Source organism: Methanocorpusculum vombati (assembly GCF_026891935.1).
Classification (GTDB): domain Archaea; phylum Halobacteriota; class Methanomicrobia; order Methanomicrobiales; family Methanocorpusculaceae; genus Methanocorpusculum; species Methanocorpusculum vombati.
The window spans coordinates 128107-144106 of sequence record NZ_JAPTGC010000002.1 but is presented as its reverse complement, the minus strand read 5'-3'; the positions used below and the strand labels follow the sequence as shown (position 1 = coordinate 144106).

Sequence of the window (16000 nt, the reverse complement as noted above, 5' to 3'; positions counted from 1 at the left end):
TTTAGTAGGTTTTTTTCTGAAAAATTGTAGGTGAGTAAGTGATGAGTGGGTGGTTCTTCTCATCCCGTCCATTCATCAGGCAACAGTTTCCGGAAAAAAAACCTACTAAAGTACTTTCATGGTATCACCGGGCAGTGCCGTGTGTTTTCTGTTTGAAAAAAAGGTGTACGGGAGATGGGTTCCCGTTAGTTTTTCCGCCGGAGGAGAACGCCCGCAGCGAAGAGGCCAAGAAGCATTCCGCAGACCGGTGCGGGTGCCTTGGTCAGGGTCGGTGAGACTCCTGCGGCAGTTGTGGTAACCGGGGCTGCGGTGGCGGCTGCCGCAGTCTGGGACTGGGTGGCCGCCGGGGTTGCCTTTGTCGTCTGCTGTGCGGTTGCTGCCGGGGTGGTGGTGGTCTGGCTTCCGGATGAGGTCGTCCACTTTGCGTAGAGGGTCATGTCGCCCGGAATGCTGTCACTGAAGTTCCAGCTTTGCGTGCATGCGCTGTCTTTGTACCAGCCGCCGAAGGTGTAGCCGTCCTTGGTTGGTGCGGGCGGCTGACTGATCTTGTCGCCGTAGGAGAGGCCGGTTGAGGGGCTGATGAAGCTGCCTCCTTTCGTGTCGAAGAGGACGCGGAAGGCGTTGTTCATGTTGCCGTCACCGGAACTGTAAACCGGCTGCGGCGGCTGAGGTGCGGGTGCGGATGCTACTTTTCCTACAATACCGTGACTGGAGAAGGAAGTTCCGTACACGGTAATTTCGTAGAATTCACCTTTCAGATGAATATTTCCGCTGCTGATCTGACGCAGGGCAACACCATCAACGTCAGCATGGAAACTCCATATTCTGCCGCCATTTGGACCACCCATGGAGTCAACCCATGCTTTCGGGACGGTGAAGACGATTTTAATGCCTCCGTCCCCGCTCGTGGTAATGTTGGCATTGATTTCGGCTACATTGGTTTCTGCGGTGATCATGGCAACCGGGTGGAAGCCGGGATTTTCCGTCTTGACTTTGTCTGCGACGGTGGCGTTAAAGGTCGTGTTGATCTGAGGAAGCTTTGTAGTTACGTTGTTCAGCGTCAGATTCAGTGTGACGGAGACCGTGCCCGGGACGGGGACATCCGGTACTGAGGCTGAGGGAGGGGCGGCGGCGGGTGTTTCATTGTAGCCGACGTCCACCTTGCTGACGTTACCGGTGACTGAACCGGTTCCTGAGGATGCTGCTATGTCGTTAAAGACTATCGTTATCGTAATGCCGCTGCTCTCATTTTTGGTGGTGGCTGTCTTAGCATTCACATCGACGTTGATGGTGTCCGTACCTGCCGGTATAATCGTGACACTGCCGTTATCGTTCTTCGTTGGTTCAGCAACTGGTGGTTTCGGTACTACCGGTTCGCAGTGTGTCAGTATTTTCTGGTTTGTTCCGTATGCTTCCCAGCAATAGTACGGGAAGTGCGTGGAACAAACATCTCCGAGAGTAAGTGCATTATAGTCCTGCGGTACGATGAGCTTTGCCTTGCTCGCATGATCCTTTTCCGTGTTATCACACGTAAATTCTACCAGACCCTCAATCACCACATTGGCATCTGCAATGGTCACGGAGACTCCATCAGTGTATGAGTTACTTGGCCAGTAATAGACATCGAATGCTACACCATTCTGAGGCGCAATAATCTTCGTACCACTCTTGTACATGACATTGCCATTGTTGTTGGATGAGGTGTACTGCTTAGTTCCTTTAAGCTGAGAGCCATCAAGCACTACATTTTCCAGCGTCAGATTTGCATAATTTTGAATGAGAATGATAGCCTTGTCTGATGTAATCTTACCATTCTTAAAGAGAATCTCATTCCCTTTTTTCAGTTGGAATCCATTTGTTTCTGTACCAAGAGAACCAACTGTTTCTCCATTTACATTATAGGTGTATCCGGAGAGATCAAGAATAATTTTCTTGTTTCCTTTAATCACAACTCCATCCCCGCTTGCATCACGGAGGAGAGTGATTGTTTTTTGATCATTATCCGCTACCGCTTCAAAAGCTGCTGTAAGGGTATCATACTTTGTATCTCCTATCTGGGCAGCCGGTAGGTAAACCAGTTGCATCTGATTTCCAACCGGTTTCCAGTTGTAACTGGCTGGATCATTTCCAGATGGAGTAAGAATGGTCTTCAGTCCATTATAATTTACTGGAACAAATAGGGTTGCAGACTGTATGAAGTTGTTAATACTCCCTCCACCTCTTGACAACTCAACACACCCATCAATAATTACGTCGTCCGTCTCAATTTTAACTGAAACGTAATTATATCCTTCATCTGGCCAATAATAAACATCAAATGCTACACCGTTTTGATGTGCTATAATCTTTGTGCCGTTTTTGTACACGACATTGCCATTGTTGTTGGATAAGGTGTAGGGAGTTACAGGCTTCTTATCCTTTCCTGGTGTTGTATTTAAGGACTGTCCATCAAGTGTTACATTGTCTAGAGTCAGGTTACAATAATTCTGAATAAGAATCTTTGCTGTCTTCGAAGTAATTGTACCATTTGCGAGGGTAATATTACTCCCTTTCAGCAACTGAAAAGCATTTGTTTCTGTCCCCGATGATCCGACTGTGGGGTTTGTGATGTTATAAGTATAGCCACTGAGATCAAGAATGGTATAATTTCCCGTCATGACCTGCACTCCAGGACCATCTACATTGCAAAGGAGAGAGATTGTTGTTGGCTGTCCTTGAGTACCGGATGCCGCCGCAAAAGCAGCTGCAAGCGTCGCATACTCAGTATTACCAATCTTGGCGACATTATCCGCACTGACAGCCCCGGCCATCAGCGTACACACAAGCAGCAGAGCCGCAAGCAGCACCACACCATGCCGCCGCAGCTTCGCTGCATCATCTTTGGGGCAGAATGCCCCGTACTTACGTAAACGCATGAATTCCTCCTCAGGACAAAAACAGATACACCACCGGATAACCCGGCGGTGTGGGGAGTCCGTTATATCCTAAGCAGATAGGATATAATACAGCATCCATAATAAAAGTATCTCAGCCATGAAAAACAATCACCGAAATAGCAAAAACACAAAAATATCGGGACATCTCCATTAAACAGAGAACACAACCGCATAGCAAAATTCCCAACCTATCCGATCAGTCTCCGATAAAAAACCCGAAATACCCATAAAAGTCCCCTGAAGATCGCCGCCCCGCATGCTATCCTCTCTGCTGAGGATTCAATCTCCTGTTACCTTCCGATCGGTAACAAAAATACCTCATATAAACCATCTAAAACGAAAATAACCGAATATCCAAAGAAATCTCAAAATTTGTTACCTCTGTTACCGCAAAAACAGTACTCTGTACAAAAACAAAACAAAAAACCAGAACAGAATGTCAAATCATCGGTAACAAAAACAAAAACGTTCCAAAAACACTTTTAAATCCAAAACGAGCCCCGGAAAAAAGATAGTTTTGTTACCGCACCCATCGGTAACAACATTACGCATCCTCCCCAAGACGCCAGTCCATCAGAACATTCGTCTCCAGTTTTCTCCCGACCCGCATCCGCTTCCGCACATCAATCCCCCGCATCCGCAGTCCCGCATACAGCTCCGTCGCACTCACATTCCGCCGCAGACCTTTCCCTCCGCGGGCCTCATGCACCTCCTGTTCATCCCCGAACTCCCACGCATACCACCGTGCAAACACTTCGCGTCCCGGCGTCCGTGCCCCTTCCTCCTGCACCAGACATACCCGCACAAACTCACCCAGCGAATCCTGCCCTGCAAGCACATCCCGGGAATCTCCCGTAATCCGCGGACAGAACGCACTCCAGAACGCAGACTTATTTGCCGCCTCCACATACTCCATTGCCCCTGTCGCCATCTTCCCCAGCAGCCAGCGGTTCCCCTCCGGCGTTGCCAGCCGTTCCAGCAGCCCCTCATCCTGGGCATCCGGCGCAACATCCAGATCAAACGGAATACACACCTCCCGCCGCATCATCCCCTTCCCGCCCGAAGAAAACACCGGCAGGGAATTTGTCACAAACAGCGGCGTCCCGTTCACGCGATACTCCCGTTCCCCTGCATAAATCGCATTCAGTGTCACCACCGTATCCCCCGTCAGCCGCTTCAGCAGATCATCGTTCAGCACACCGCCGCCCGCCTCCGACACCACCAGCAGCCTCCGGTGCGCATTCCCCGCAAGCGTCGTCTCCCGCGCCGCGGTATTCCCGCAGAACAGCTCACGGGGCGCAACGCGCCCCGCAAGCTGCCCGACGGTCCGCATCACCCACTCAATCAGCACTCCTTTTCCGTTCCCGCCCGAACCATGCAGCACAAAAAACTTCTGCGACGGATTGCCGAGCAGCAGACAGTAGCCCAGAACCCGGAACAGATCCCGTTCCCACGCGGGATCTTCGCAGGAGATCTCCCGGAAAAACCTCTCGCCTTCCGGAAACCTCTCCGGCGCATCCGCATACGGCGTCGCCGCACGGACGCGCACAAACTGGCTTGGACCATAGGGAACCAGTTTCACCCCGCCCTCCGGCTGCGGCTCAATAATCCCGTCCCGTGCGGGGATTCCCGCAACCAGATCGAACGGACTCTCCTCCACCACCCGGTAATCCGTAAGGCGGGACACAAGATCCTTCTTCAGTGCAACAACCGGTCCGCGGTACAGCATCGCATCCAGCACCCGCTGGACCTCGGCTTCGACGTGGTGATCGTTCTGTTTATAGAGTCCGGTTGTGTGGTCGTAAATCCAGAGAACACCGGAAACCGTGACCGGTTTGAAAAGCTCGACGAGGTAGGAGGAAAACGCGGTGACTTTGATCTTCGGCAGACCAAACTCATCATGATAGAAAATCTCTGCGCGCAGTTCCCCCAGCCGCAGACGATCGTCCGGCAGAGAAAGGGGATTTTCAACAACGGTGAGCGTAGCGGAGGTGCTTTCGGCGGAGAGGGAACCCGCGTAGGACGCGAGATCCATATCAGGGTCAGTGGTGGTGATTGGCATTGTATTTCTGTAATACATTCGTATTCTATATATAATAAATGTATCTCACAAGCACCGAGCTGCGTGGGCGTCTCCTGATATGTGTATTACAAACGTATTTGGAAATCATTAAGTGTATTCAAAGACATACATAATAGCAATGATTAACCAGCCTGACGGCGGCAAGCCCGAAAAAAAACTCATCTCTCTTCGGCTTCCCCTCCCTCTCCTCACCGCAATCGACGACTTCGCCTGGCACCACCACACCGATCGATCCGACATCATCGAAAAATCCTGCCGCTTCTACATCACCGCAGTCCCCTGTCCCCAGTGCCAGACCCTCAACCCCCAGAACGGCAAACACTGCGCCCTCTGCGGCGCAGAACTCCTCCGTCCCGACCACTGGATAGACACCCTCCGGCAGATCACCGACCAGCTCATGTTCCGTCAGCGAAAACTCTGCACCACCGAAACCAGCCTCGAAACCTCCCTCTTCACCCTTGAAACCCGGGAAGACGAAGTGGCATCCGACCAAAAACCCTTCCTCCTCCTTCAGATAAACGAAAGCCTCCTCCTCTTAAAAGAAATCCAGCAAGCAATCCTCCTCAGCGACACCGCAGAGATCACCGCCGACATCCGCGCCGCAGAACTCCTCCTCCAAAACCCTGACAACTCCCAGATCCCCGAAATGATCAGCCGCATCTCCCGACGCCTTGCCGAAATCGAACAGCTCGAAGATGAGGCCGCCCATCTCATCGAGTACAACCAAACGTTCCTTGACACCCTCGATACCCTCTGACCATGTCCCGTACGCGTTCCTCTCCCCAAACCCCCAAAGACTCTCTTCACCGTCAGGGATACAACTTCATCTCTCCGGAAACCGGAGCATCTGCCGCCGTCAAACCCTGCATGTGGTGCAAACGCGCACTCCGCGGCGGCGACCAGTGTTACAAACACCAGTTCTACGGCATCGAAAGCTGGCGCTGCGTCCAGATGACGCCAACCCTTCGCTGCAACCAGCGCTGCCTCTTCTGCTGGCGCAGTATGGAACACGAAATCACGCGGGAAACCGAACTCACCCCCGAAGAGATCGTCGCCGCCATCCCCCGCATGCAGAGAAAAGGACTCTCCGGCGACAAACCATGGAGTGACCCCGACCGCTGGGAAACCGCCACCAGTCACCCCAATCAGTATGCCATCTCCCTCTCCGGCGAACCCACCCTCTACAGTCGTCTGCCCGAACTCATCGACCTCCTCAGAGACGCCGGAAACAGCGTCTTCGTCGTCTCGAACGGGACCGTTCCGCAGATGATCCAAAAAATCAGGCCGACTCAGCTCTACCTTTCCTTAGACGCCTCCGACCTTGCCGGATACACGCGGCTCTGCCGCCCCATGGGCGACCCGGCCGCCATGTGGAACAACATCTTGACCTCCCTTTCCCTCCTCAGAGACAAAGAAGCGGACGGCATCCGCACCGCCGTACGGATAACCCTTGTCAAAGGATACAACGACGGTGACGCCGCAGCACTCGCCGCTCTCATCCGCGATGCCGCCCCTCGTTACGTCGAGGTCAAAGGATACATGTATCTTGGATACAGTCGAATGAGATTACCAGAAACTGCCGCACCGGACATGGACGAAATTCGGACCTTTGCCCGTGCCGTGGCAGAACACGCAGACTACCAGATACGCGACGAAAACGCACCCAGCCGGGTCGTATGCCTTGAGAGAAAACCATGAAATTCGACATAGAAGAGTTCAAACAGCGCAGAAAAACCGACTTCGAAGGAGCCTGGCATGCAGGTCCCTCCGTCATTACTCCGCCCGCCGCCGCAGGCATGTATCCGCGCTACACGTACCGCCGAGCGAACGTTCATCCGATCTTCGATACCATTGCACGTCTTCGGGCGGCTTATCTTTCGATGGGTTTTGATGAGGCAATGGTGCCGGTCTTCATCGACGAGCAGGATGTGTACCGCCAGTTCGGTCCCGAAGCCGCCGCGGTGCTTGACCGCGTCTACTACGTCGGCGGTCTTCCGCGTCCGAACGTCGGCATTTCCCGCGAACGGCTTGATGCAATTGCTGCCATTACCGGCAGTCCCGTTGATGAGGCAATCGGCGAGAAACTGATGAAATGCCTGCACGGCTACAAGAAGGGAAAGTTCGATGGTGACGATCTTACGCATGAGATGTCGGTTGCCCTTGGTGTAGACGATGGCGTCGTCGTCCATATTCTTGATACCGTCTTTCCGGAGTTCAAGGAGCTTGCGCCTGAGTCTTCGCGGACGACGCTGCGGTCCCATATGACCAGCGGCTGGTTCCTGTCGCTTGCTCAGATGTGGGACAAACGTCCGCTGCCGATTCGCATGTTCTCCGTTGACCGCTGTTTCCGCCGCGAACAGGAGGAGGACGCGACGCATCTGCGGACGTATCACTCCGCTTCTTGTATTGTTGCAGGCGAGGATGTCACCGTCGATGAGGGGAAGGCCGTTGCCGAGGGTCTGCTTTCGGCGTTCGGGTTTACGGAGTTCCGGTTCCAGCCCGACGAAAAGCGGTCCAAATACTATATGCCTGAGACCCAGACCGAGGTGTACGGGAAACATCCGGTGCATGGATGGGTGGAGGTTGCGACGTTTGGTCTCTACTCGCCTGCTGCGCTTGCGGAGTACGGGGTCGGTGTGCCGGTGATGAATCTTGGTATGGGTGTGGAACGGCTTGCGATGGTGTTAACCCAGGCGGAGGATGTGCGTAAGCTTTCCTTTCCCCAGCTCTATCCGCCGGTCTATACGGATACGGAGCTTGCAAAGGCGGTTGGTCTGCGCGAGGAGCCGCAGACCCTTGCCGGACGCCGTGCGGTTGCGGCGATCGTCGCAACTGCGGCGCCGCACGCAAACGATCCGTCGCCCTGTGAGTTCCCTGCATGGACGGGCGAGCTGTTCGGAAAGACCGTTGCTATTTCGGTTGCAGAGCCGGAGGAGAACTCTCGTCTGCTCGGCCCTGCGGCACTGAATGAGATCTTCATCAGAAATGGTGCTATCCTCGGTGTTCCGGACAACGAAAAGTTCGCAGAGGTCCGGGCAGAGGGTGTGCCGACCGGTATTTCGTTCCTGTATGCCGCGGCAAATCTTGCGGTGGCACGGATTGAGGAGGCGGCACGTGCCGGTGAGGGGACGTCCGTTCAGGTGAAGATGTCTAAGCATCCCAGTGATGTGAATCTGAAGATCGAGGAGTATGCGATGCGGTATGTGACCGATAATAAGAAGAAACTCGATCTCCGCGGTCCGGTATTTTTGACGGTGACGTCAAAAATTCTGTAATTTTTTCTTTTTTGCGGGCGGTGTCCGCGATACAAATAGTAAAAAAGAGATCAGGGAAATGGATGGGATTTTCTCTCAACTCCCTTTTTCGGTGTGATGTGACGCAAGTACTTTGTAGTTTTTCTGGAAGCTGTTGGTGGGGGAGTGGTGAGTGGGAGCTTCGCGAGCATTTTTAGCTGCGTTTGCGACAGCAACGCCGCCCGCCCGGCTCCGGGCGAGATGGCGAGCAGCGTTAAGAAAATGCGACGAGCGAAGCTGCGCCGTTAGGCGCATCTGCGTTATCTGCGTTTTCTTTTTCCATTCTACCCACTCACCACTCCCCCATCAACAACTTCAAGAAAAAAAGGGTTGTTAGAAATTCTCAGGATTTTCACTCCTCTTCCCGTGCTTTTATCTCCTCAATATGTCTGCGTACCGCAACCGTATCCGCTGAAAGCGGCAGATCTTCCCATTTCACCAGTTCTCCGTCCGTGTCGCATAATGCAACCGGAGGGTCCGACTTCTGGGTCAGAAGCGCGGTTACTAGCATTGCAATGCCGCCGAGTGCCCACGGGACAAATGTCTGAATCCCAATCCACAGGTTGTCCTGCGGTTCAATTGCAATCTGGCCGAAGTAGATCGACTGGGCAATAATGCAGAGAATCACTCCTGCAAAACCCACCAGAATCGATGCAATTGCCGCCGAGGCGTTGCACCGTTTCCAGAACAGTCCGCCAACGAGCGCCCAGAACATGCAGTTGAACAGGATGGTAAACGAGAAGATCATCATCCAGTACAGACTGTCGATGACGAAGCTGAAGAACACACAGAAGACGCCTATCACCAGCACCAGCATCCGCGTCAGCCGCAGTACCTGTAAGGATGTGGTTGCGTACTTCGACAGCGAACCATGCAGCATCAGCGTCGAAAGAGCCGCAGACGCCGCAAAGATCGTGGAGCTCGACGTTGACATAATCGCCGCAAGCAGCGACCCAATGAAGATTGCCATCAGCGCAACCCCGATGACTCCCATCACACTGGGATCAAACAACCGTTCTGCAAGCACCAGCAGTACATAGTTGCCGTCTTCTGCGAGCAGTTCGCCCATCGGGATGCCGGACGGCGTGGTTGCGCCCTGGGAAACCATCACAATTGCAATCAGGGCAATCATCATCGAGAAGAATCCGGCGATCGCATACATGCCGGATCCAAGAAGCAGACCCTGACGTGCTGCCTTCGTGTCGCGGGCACACAACACCCGCTGTGTCAGCTCTACTGATGCGAGATAGCCGAATCCCATTCCGGAGAGACCGGCAAGCCACGTAAAGATACCGAGCGGGTCTACGGTGAATCCCGAGGCAACCGCTCCGGCACCGTCGTTTGGCAGAAGGTTCCAGAAGTTCTCCGGCGTTGCCGCAGCCAGCGCATCAAACCCGCCGACAAACGCAATGCCGGTCGGAATCAGGATGATCAGGCCAAGCATGATCATTACCGCCTGAATATTATCTGTGTAGACGACTGCGAGCATCCCTCCGAGATAGGTGTACAGCACGACGATCAGACCGGCAATGATCGCACAGATCAGGGGGTCAAAATCCAGAAAGAGCTTAAAAATTGTTGTCAGTGCAACGATGTTTGCCGCAGTCCAGGTGATCATCGAGGGAATGCACATCAGGGTTGCAACCGTCGCCCCCCGTTTTCCGAACCGGAGCCGGTACATCTCCGAAAGAGACGCAATTTTGAGTTTGCGCAGTATCACACAGAAGAAGGCTGCCATCAGGACCAGTGTCAGGCATGTGGCCCACGGGTCGGCAATTGTGGAGACCACGTATCCGGTATATGCTGTTCCGGCAGCGCCCAGCAGTACTCCGCCGCACCAGTTGGTAGAGAAAACGGTGCCGCCGACCATGAGAGGGCCGACGCCTTTGTTTGCGATCAGATAATTTTCTGCGCTTTTATCTGCACCCTTTCGCTGGACGAAGTATCCGATGGCGATCATCATCGCCATGTAGATCACCACAATCAGCAGAACGAGATTGTTGACGAGAAACTCGCTTATTTGTTCTAAGCCCATAGACCACACTCCTATTTTGTACGGGGAGGAAATTTACAGGAATACTCCCATGTCCGCCACACTCGTGACACCACACGTGTTACGTTAAGGTAGTTACCTCTGGAGTTTCTTAAAGATGTCTCTCCCGGGAATCAGATATGCGTGAGCGCCGGACGGATTTTTGGAGTTTCCCGCAGGAATTCCCCGCGTAAATCTCACGGGTCTGTGTCTGAAATCCTCATCCCTGTCTCCACAAAGATTTTATGGATATTAGGATCCGGTACGAAAAGAGATCTGTTGCGGCAAGGCTGTCTCCTGCCGCGCAAACAGATGCGATCTACAGAATGGTAATTTCCACGGTGTCGTAGAGTTCCTGATACGTCAGACCCTCGTCGGTCACGGCAACAATCAGCATCTCATGAATCATCGTCTGCTGGTTTGTGAGTGTACTCTGATCGTACTCGCCGTTTCCGGTACTGGCGGCATCGCCGATCGTCCGCGTATAGGTAAGCCGGTCACCTGCTTTTACCAGACGTTTGTCCAGACCCTGCTCTTCACACTGTTCATTCGTCCAGAATCCGGTCTTCTCGGTTCCCGCGGCATAGATGGGAATACGGATCGTATCGCCTTTTGTAAGACCGATAATATTTCCGGCGATCACATTGTATTCTCCTTTCAGGAACCAGTACGGGTTCTTGTGGGTTTTGGCAGGAATGGTGAGATCATCGTTGTCCGTGACGGCTCCTGCTGTAATAACCGGGTCTTCGGTCAGAATGAGCGGGACCGGCATGTTTCCGCTCTTGAGAATTTCGTCGTATTTCGTTTCATTCGACGTTACCATTACGGTGTCGCCGATGTACATGGTAAACGCAACGGTGACGTTGTCACCTGCCTGTACCGGCCCGGGCGGTGTTGTGTCGATACAGCCTGCGGCAAATACCAGACCGCCCAGCACAAAAACAGCAAGAACTGCTGCAAGATATTTCATGCAAGATGTATAGGACACTATACATTAACAACCTTATGGAAAAAAGAATATTATTTGATTGTGGTCGTGAACGCCCATTCCGGCAGATCCATGGTAAATCCGAACGCCCACATTACCACGGTGTACAGCAGAATCGTAAACACCGCAACGCCCAGCAGGTTCAGCGCCCATCCGGCTTTCACCATGTCCTTCATCTCGACATACTCCGTACTGTAGGCAATGGCATTCGGCGGCGTTGCAACCGGCAGCATAAACGCAAAACTCGAACAGACCGCAGCGGTCATCATCAGAATCCACGGATTAATTCCGAGGGATAACCCCGTCACCGCAAGAATCGGCATCATGACCGATGCAATTGCGGTGTTTGAGGTAACCTCCGTCAGGAAACAGACCACCAGCGCGATAATAATTATGAGCAGAATGACCGGCACTCCGTTCAGCACGGTGAAGTAATCCACAATCGACTGTGCCAGACCGCTCTTGATGAACGCGGCGGACAGACACATACCTCCGCCGAACAGAAGCAGAATTCCCCACGGGATCCGCACGGCCCACTGCCAGTTCATCGTAAACTCCTGTTTTCTCCAGTTGACCGGCAGCAGAAACAGCAGAAGGGCGCCAAAAATTGCAACCGTACAGTCATCAATACCCGGGAAGATCATCTCAAGACCCGGCAGAGTGAACGTTCCGAAGTCCTTGTTCTTCTCAAAAACCCACAGAAATGCCGTCAGCAGAAACACTGCAAGCGTATTCTTCTCTCCGCGCGACATAGGGCCGAGCGCTGCGACCTCGCTTTTGAGTGCCTCTTTTGCATGGTCAAGTGTCTTCGGCATTTTCCGGTATGCAACCCGGGTCAGCCATGCCCACGTAAGCGGAATAAAGATCAGCAGCAGCGGAATACCGAACTTCAGCCACGTGAAAAAATCAACCGCCGGTGCGTCCGGGAAGATCGTCTGCATCTGGGCGACAAGAATTCCGTTTGCCGGTGTCCCGATAAGTGTTGCAATTCCGCCGATACTTGCCGCATACGCCACCGCAAGAACAATACACCCGGCAAACGCCTTATGTTCCTGCGTCATGTCCTTGTAGACCTTCGTCGGCAGCACCGTCGCAATGATGGCAATTGCAATCGGCACCATCATCATTGCGGTTGCCGTATTCGACATCCACATGGACAGAAACGCCGTTGCAATCATAAACCCGAGAATGAGGCGCCGCGGGCTTGTTCCCGTAAACTCAATGATTTTCAGCGCAATCCGTTTATGAAGACCCCAGCGCTGCATCGACATTGCAATGATAAAACCGCCGAGGAAGAGGAATATAACCTTGTCCGCGTACGGCGCACACGCCTCTGCGGGACTCAGAATCCCAAGAAGCGGAAACGCAACAATCGGGATAAGGGCGGTCGCTTCAATGGGGATGGGCTGGGTGATCCAGAAAATAGCCATCAGCACCGTAACGGCCGCAGCATACCGGGCTGCGGTCGGAAGGACCTCAGGATCTATCGGGATTAACAACAAGGCAAGAAATGCTGCAATGCCAAGTATTAACCCAATACTCTTGTTCATAACTTACATCTTACGCATGATACAAATTTGAGTGTTCCTTTTTGTACCGGTGACAGCTACCTCATCATTAATCAGGTTGTCCGACCAATGGTACACCACATTCTATACACGAATAAGATTTTGAGGATTTGCATATACAATGGCAGAGGAAATACCCCAGGCACAAATTGAAAAGGATGAAGCGCGAAAGCGGTATGAGTTCAAAAAGGCGTTGGAAAAGCTGGAAGAAAAGGAAGGGTCCGGTACCGAGTTAATCTCCCTGTATATTCCGCCGGACAAACAGATCTACGATGTAACCGCCCAGCTGCGCGACGAGTACGGGCAGTGTGCCAACATCAAGAGCAAACAGACGCGGACGAATGTGCAGAGTGCGATCTCCTCCATTCTTGCACGGCTCAAATACTACAAGACGGCTCCGGAAAACGGTATGGCTGTTTTCTGCGGGGCAATCAACGTCGGCGGAGACAAAACCGATCTTGAGTCCATCATCGTTGAACCGCCGGAAACCATCCGCACCTACAGTTACCGGTGCAGTTCCAGCTTTGAACTTGAGCCGCTCAAAGCAATGCTTGACGATAAGTTCGTCTATGGTCTGCTGGTCATTGACCGCCGCGAAGCCTACTGGGGCTTCCTGCGCGGAACGCACATTGAGCCGATCAACGGAACCAACTCCACGGTTCCCGGAAAACAGCGGAAAGGCGGTCAGTCAAGTATCCGTTTCGAGCGTCTCCGGCTGATTGCGATTCATGAGTTCTACAAAAAAGTCGGTGAACGTGCTTCCGAGGCGTTCCTGGCCGAGCCGAACTTCTTTGAAAAGTTCAAGGGTCTGTTAATTGGCGGCCCGATGCCGACCAAAGAGGAGTTCGCCGAAGGAGACTTCCTCCATCACGAAGTGAAGAAACGGATTATTGGTCTCTTTGATGCCTCTTACACCAACGAGTTCGGTCTCCGTGAACTGGTGGACAATGCTCAGGATGCCCTTCGCGGCGTTGGCATCATGGACGAAAAGAAGGAGATGACCCGGTTCTTCAAGGAACTGATCAAGGAGAACGGATGCGCTGCATATGGAGAGGAGAGCGTCCGTGCCAATCTTGAAGCAGGGGCTGTTGACACGCTTCTTCTCTCGGAAAAGCTGCGAAAGGCCCGGCTGACCATTGCATGCGGCAACTGCGGCTATCAGGAGGTAAAGACCATGCAGGTCGAGGCAGGAAAGAAGTTTAAGGATCTGCCCTTTGGTCACTGCCCGCAATGCCAGTCTCCGCTCTATCTTACGGATGAAACGGATATCATTGAGGAGCTGACCAACCTTGCGGATATGTCCAATACCCGCGTTGAGATCATCTCCGATGATTTCGAGGAAGGATCCATGCTTTTCAGTGCGTTTGGCGGGATTGCCGCTGTTCTGCGGTATCCGACGGGGATGTAATTACCATGTATCGGGAGTATATTCACAAAGTAGAACATCTTCTCCGTGAAATCACGGGAGAAGATGACGTACTGCTCACAGACGGCGGCGATCACGCGGATATTGCATCAACGGTTGCCTTTGCACTGGCGAAAAAGGAACGGAAAAATCCGGCGGCGATTGCAGCAGACATTGTTGCGAAGATAGCCGCCCATCCGGATTCGCAGGGGCTGACGGTCTCGGCGGTTGGTCCTTACATCAACTTCGTCTTCAGCGGGGAGTACGTTGCGGACTCTGTCCGCGCCGCCCGGCACCCGGATTACGGTCAGCTTCCTGCGCGAACCGAACGGGTCATCCTTGAACACACCAGCGCCAACCCGAACGGGCCGCTGCATGTCGGTCACATCAGAAATACCGTCATCGGCGACACGCTGGTCCGGGTATTCCGGAAAGCCGGATACCCGGTTGATGCGCAGTACTATCTGAACGATATGGGGCGCCAGATCGCAATCGTTGCCTGGGGAGTGAAACATCTCCACTACGACCGTCTGCCGAACGAAAAGGGTGACGAGTTTATTGTGCGCCACTATGTTGAGGCAAATAAAATCGCCAGGGAACAACCAGAGATCGAACCTGAGTTTGACGAGATGATGGAAAAGATCGAGGCGGGCGATCCGGAGACGGTCCGGCTTTTCCATGACTCTGTGGACATCTGTGCCGAGGGCATCAAAGAAACTCTTGCAGCGATGAACGTTCATCACGACCGGTTCGTCCGCGAGACCACGTTCCTTTGGAACGGTGACATGCAGAAGGTTCTTGCACGAGTCGAGGCACTTCCCGAAGCACAGCATGACGGGCAGATGATGTATCTTGATCTCTCGGACAAGGGTTTTGGCAACCGTTACGTTCTGCGCAGGAGTAACGGCACCTCGGTCTATGCGGCACGCGATCTTGCCTTCCATTTATGGAAGAACAGTCAGTGTGACCGGAGCATCGATGTCCTTGGTGCCGATCACAAACTGATCGGTGCACAACTCCAGACGACGCTTTCCATGATCGGCGAGCGCCCGCCGGAGATTGTACACTTCGAGTTTGTTTCTCTGCCGGAAGGTTCGATGACTACCCGCGGCGGTGTCTTCATCACCGCAGACGAGCTGCTGGCCGAGACCAAGAAGCGTGCCTTAGAAGAGGTCAGTGTCCGCCGCCCGGAGCTTGGCGAGGCCGAACGCGAGCGGATTGCATCCGCGGTTGCGGTCGGTGCAGTGCGGTATGACATCGTCAAAGTCTCTGCTGAGAAATCAACGGTCTTTGACTGGAAGGAAGCCCTTGACTTTGAGCGGCAGAGCGCACCCTATATCCAGTATGCGCATGCCCGTGCCTGTTCCATTCTGGAGAGGGCAAAAGCTGATGGCGGCTTTACCGAGAACTACAGCTTCTCTGATCCCTACGAAATTGCGCTGGCAAAACACATTGCACAGTTCCCGTATGTGATCGAAAAGGTCGTGGTAGAGCTGCGCCCCCATCTTCTTGCAACGTATGTCCGTGACCTTGCGGATCTCTTCAACTCCTTCTACCGGTTTGCGCCGGTTCTGAAGGCCGAAGGCGGTGTCCGTGACGCCCGGCTCACGCTGGTTGATGCAAGCCGGAACACGCTTGCCGCAGCACTTGACGTACTGGGTATTGAAGCACTGGAATCAATGTAATCGCGTGTGT

The 16000-nt window shown here is 53.3% G+C and carries 10 protein-coding genes; 5 read left to right on the top strand and 5 right to left on the bottom strand.

From position 1 onward, the window contains the following. Window positions 1–185: 185 nt before the first annotated feature. Complete coding sequence (locus tag O0S09_RS02185; RefSeq protein WP_268922276.1) at window positions 186–2915, bottom strand: InlB B-repeat-containing protein; 2730 nt, start codon at window positions 2913–2915, stop codon at window positions 186–188. A gap of 565 nt (window positions 2916–3480) precedes the next feature. After that, window positions 3481–5016, bottom strand: a complete 1536-nt coding sequence (locus O0S09_RS02180) for a DUF5906 domain-containing protein (protein ID WP_268922275.1) — start codon at window positions 5014–5016, stop codon at window positions 3481–3483. 121 nt (window positions 5017–5137) lie between these two features. Between O0S09_RS02180 and O0S09_RS02175 the strand changes: the two genes are divergently transcribed. From O0S09_RS02175 to sepS, 3 genes are read left to right on the top strand one after another with little or no spacing between them, the layout of a single operon-like run. Continuing rightward, window positions 5138–5776, top strand: a complete 639-nt coding sequence (locus O0S09_RS02175) for a zinc ribbon domain-containing protein (RefSeq protein ID WP_268922274.1) — start codon at window positions 5138–5140, stop codon at window positions 5774–5776. Between the two features lie 2 nt (window positions 5777–5778). Beyond that, window positions 5779–6717 (top strand): 4-demethylwyosine synthase TYW1, encoded by a 939-nt coding sequence (gene twy1, locus O0S09_RS02170; RefSeq protein WP_268922273.1) that lies wholly within the window; start codon window positions 5779–5781, stop codon window positions 6715–6717. Beyond that, complete coding sequence (gene sepS, locus O0S09_RS02165) at window positions 6714–8294, top strand: O-phosphoserine--tRNA ligase (RefSeq protein WP_268922272.1); 1581 nt, start codon at window positions 6714–6716, stop codon at window positions 8292–8294. Before twy1 ends, sepS begins: the two co-directional genes overlap by 4 nt. Before the next feature lie 370 nt (window positions 8295–8664). On the opposite strand, the gene O0S09_RS02160 is transcribed toward sepS, so the two are convergent. From O0S09_RS02160 to O0S09_RS02150, 3 genes are all read right to left on the bottom strand, one after another. Then, entirely contained in the window at window positions 8665–10347 is a 1683-nt protein-coding gene (locus O0S09_RS02160) for a sodium:solute symporter family transporter (RefSeq protein ID WP_268922271.1), read from the bottom strand. A gap of 316 nt (window positions 10348–10663) precedes the next feature. Then, window positions 10664–11314 (bottom strand): hypothetical protein, encoded by a 651-nt coding sequence (locus tag O0S09_RS02155; protein ID WP_268922270.1) that lies wholly within the window; start codon window positions 11312–11314, stop codon window positions 10664–10666. 50 nt (window positions 11315–11364) lie between these two features. Continuing rightward, on the bottom strand, window positions 11365–12882 hold the full coding sequence (locus O0S09_RS02150; protein WP_268922269.1) for an SLC13 family permease: 1518 nt from the start codon (window positions 12880–12882) through the stop codon (window positions 11365–11367). A gap of 139 nt (window positions 12883–13021) precedes the next feature. Here O0S09_RS02150 and prf1 point away from each other — a divergent pair, with 139 nt between their 5' ends. Next, complete coding sequence (gene prf1 / locus O0S09_RS02145; protein ID WP_268922268.1) at window positions 13022–14308, top strand: peptide chain release factor aRF-1; 1287 nt, start codon at window positions 13022–13024, stop codon at window positions 14306–14308. 5 nt (window positions 14309–14313) lie between these two features. Continuing rightward, a complete protein-coding gene (argS, locus tag O0S09_RS02140) occupies window positions 14314–15990 on the top strand; it encodes an arginine--tRNA ligase (RefSeq protein WP_268922267.1) in 1677 nt (558 codons plus the stop codon). Window positions 15991–16000 lie beyond the last annotated feature (10 nt).

Bases quoted from the DNA above. Each gene is read 5' to 3' on its own strand.
- O0S09_RS02185 (WP_268922276.1), bottom strand. From the start codon at position 2,915: ATGCGTTTACGTAAGTACGGGGCATTCTGCCCCAAAGATGATGCAGCG.
- O0S09_RS02180 (WP_268922275.1), bottom strand. From the start codon at position 5,016: ATGTATTACAGAAATACAATGCCAATCACCACCACTGACCCTGATATG.
- O0S09_RS02175 (WP_268922274.1), top strand. From the start codon at position 5,138: ATGATTAACCAGCCTGACGGCGGCAAGCCCGAAAAAAAACTCATCTCT.
- twy1 (WP_268922273.1), top strand. From the start codon at position 5,779: ATGTCCCGTACGCGTTCCTCTCCCCAAACCCCCAAAGACTCTCTTCAC.
- sepS (WP_268922272.1), top strand. From the start codon at position 6,714: ATGAAATTCGACATAGAAGAGTTCAAACAGCGCAGAAAAACCGACTTC.
- O0S09_RS02160 (WP_268922271.1), bottom strand. From the start codon at position 10,347: ATGGGCTTAGAACAAATAAGCGAGTTTCTCGTCAACAATCTCGTTCTG.
- O0S09_RS02155 (WP_268922270.1), bottom strand. From the start codon at position 11,314: ATGAAATATCTTGCAGCAGTTCTTGCTGTTTTTGTGCTGGGCGGTCTG.
- O0S09_RS02150 (WP_268922269.1), bottom strand. From the start codon at position 12,882: ATGAACAAGAGTATTGGGTTAATACTTGGCATTGCAGCATTTCTTGCC.
- prf1 (WP_268922268.1), top strand. From the start codon at position 13,022: ATGGCAGAGGAAATACCCCAGGCACAAATTGAAAAGGATGAAGCGCGA.
- argS (WP_268922267.1), top strand. From the start codon at position 14,314: ATGTATCGGGAGTATATTCACAAAGTAGAACATCTTCTCCGTGAAATC.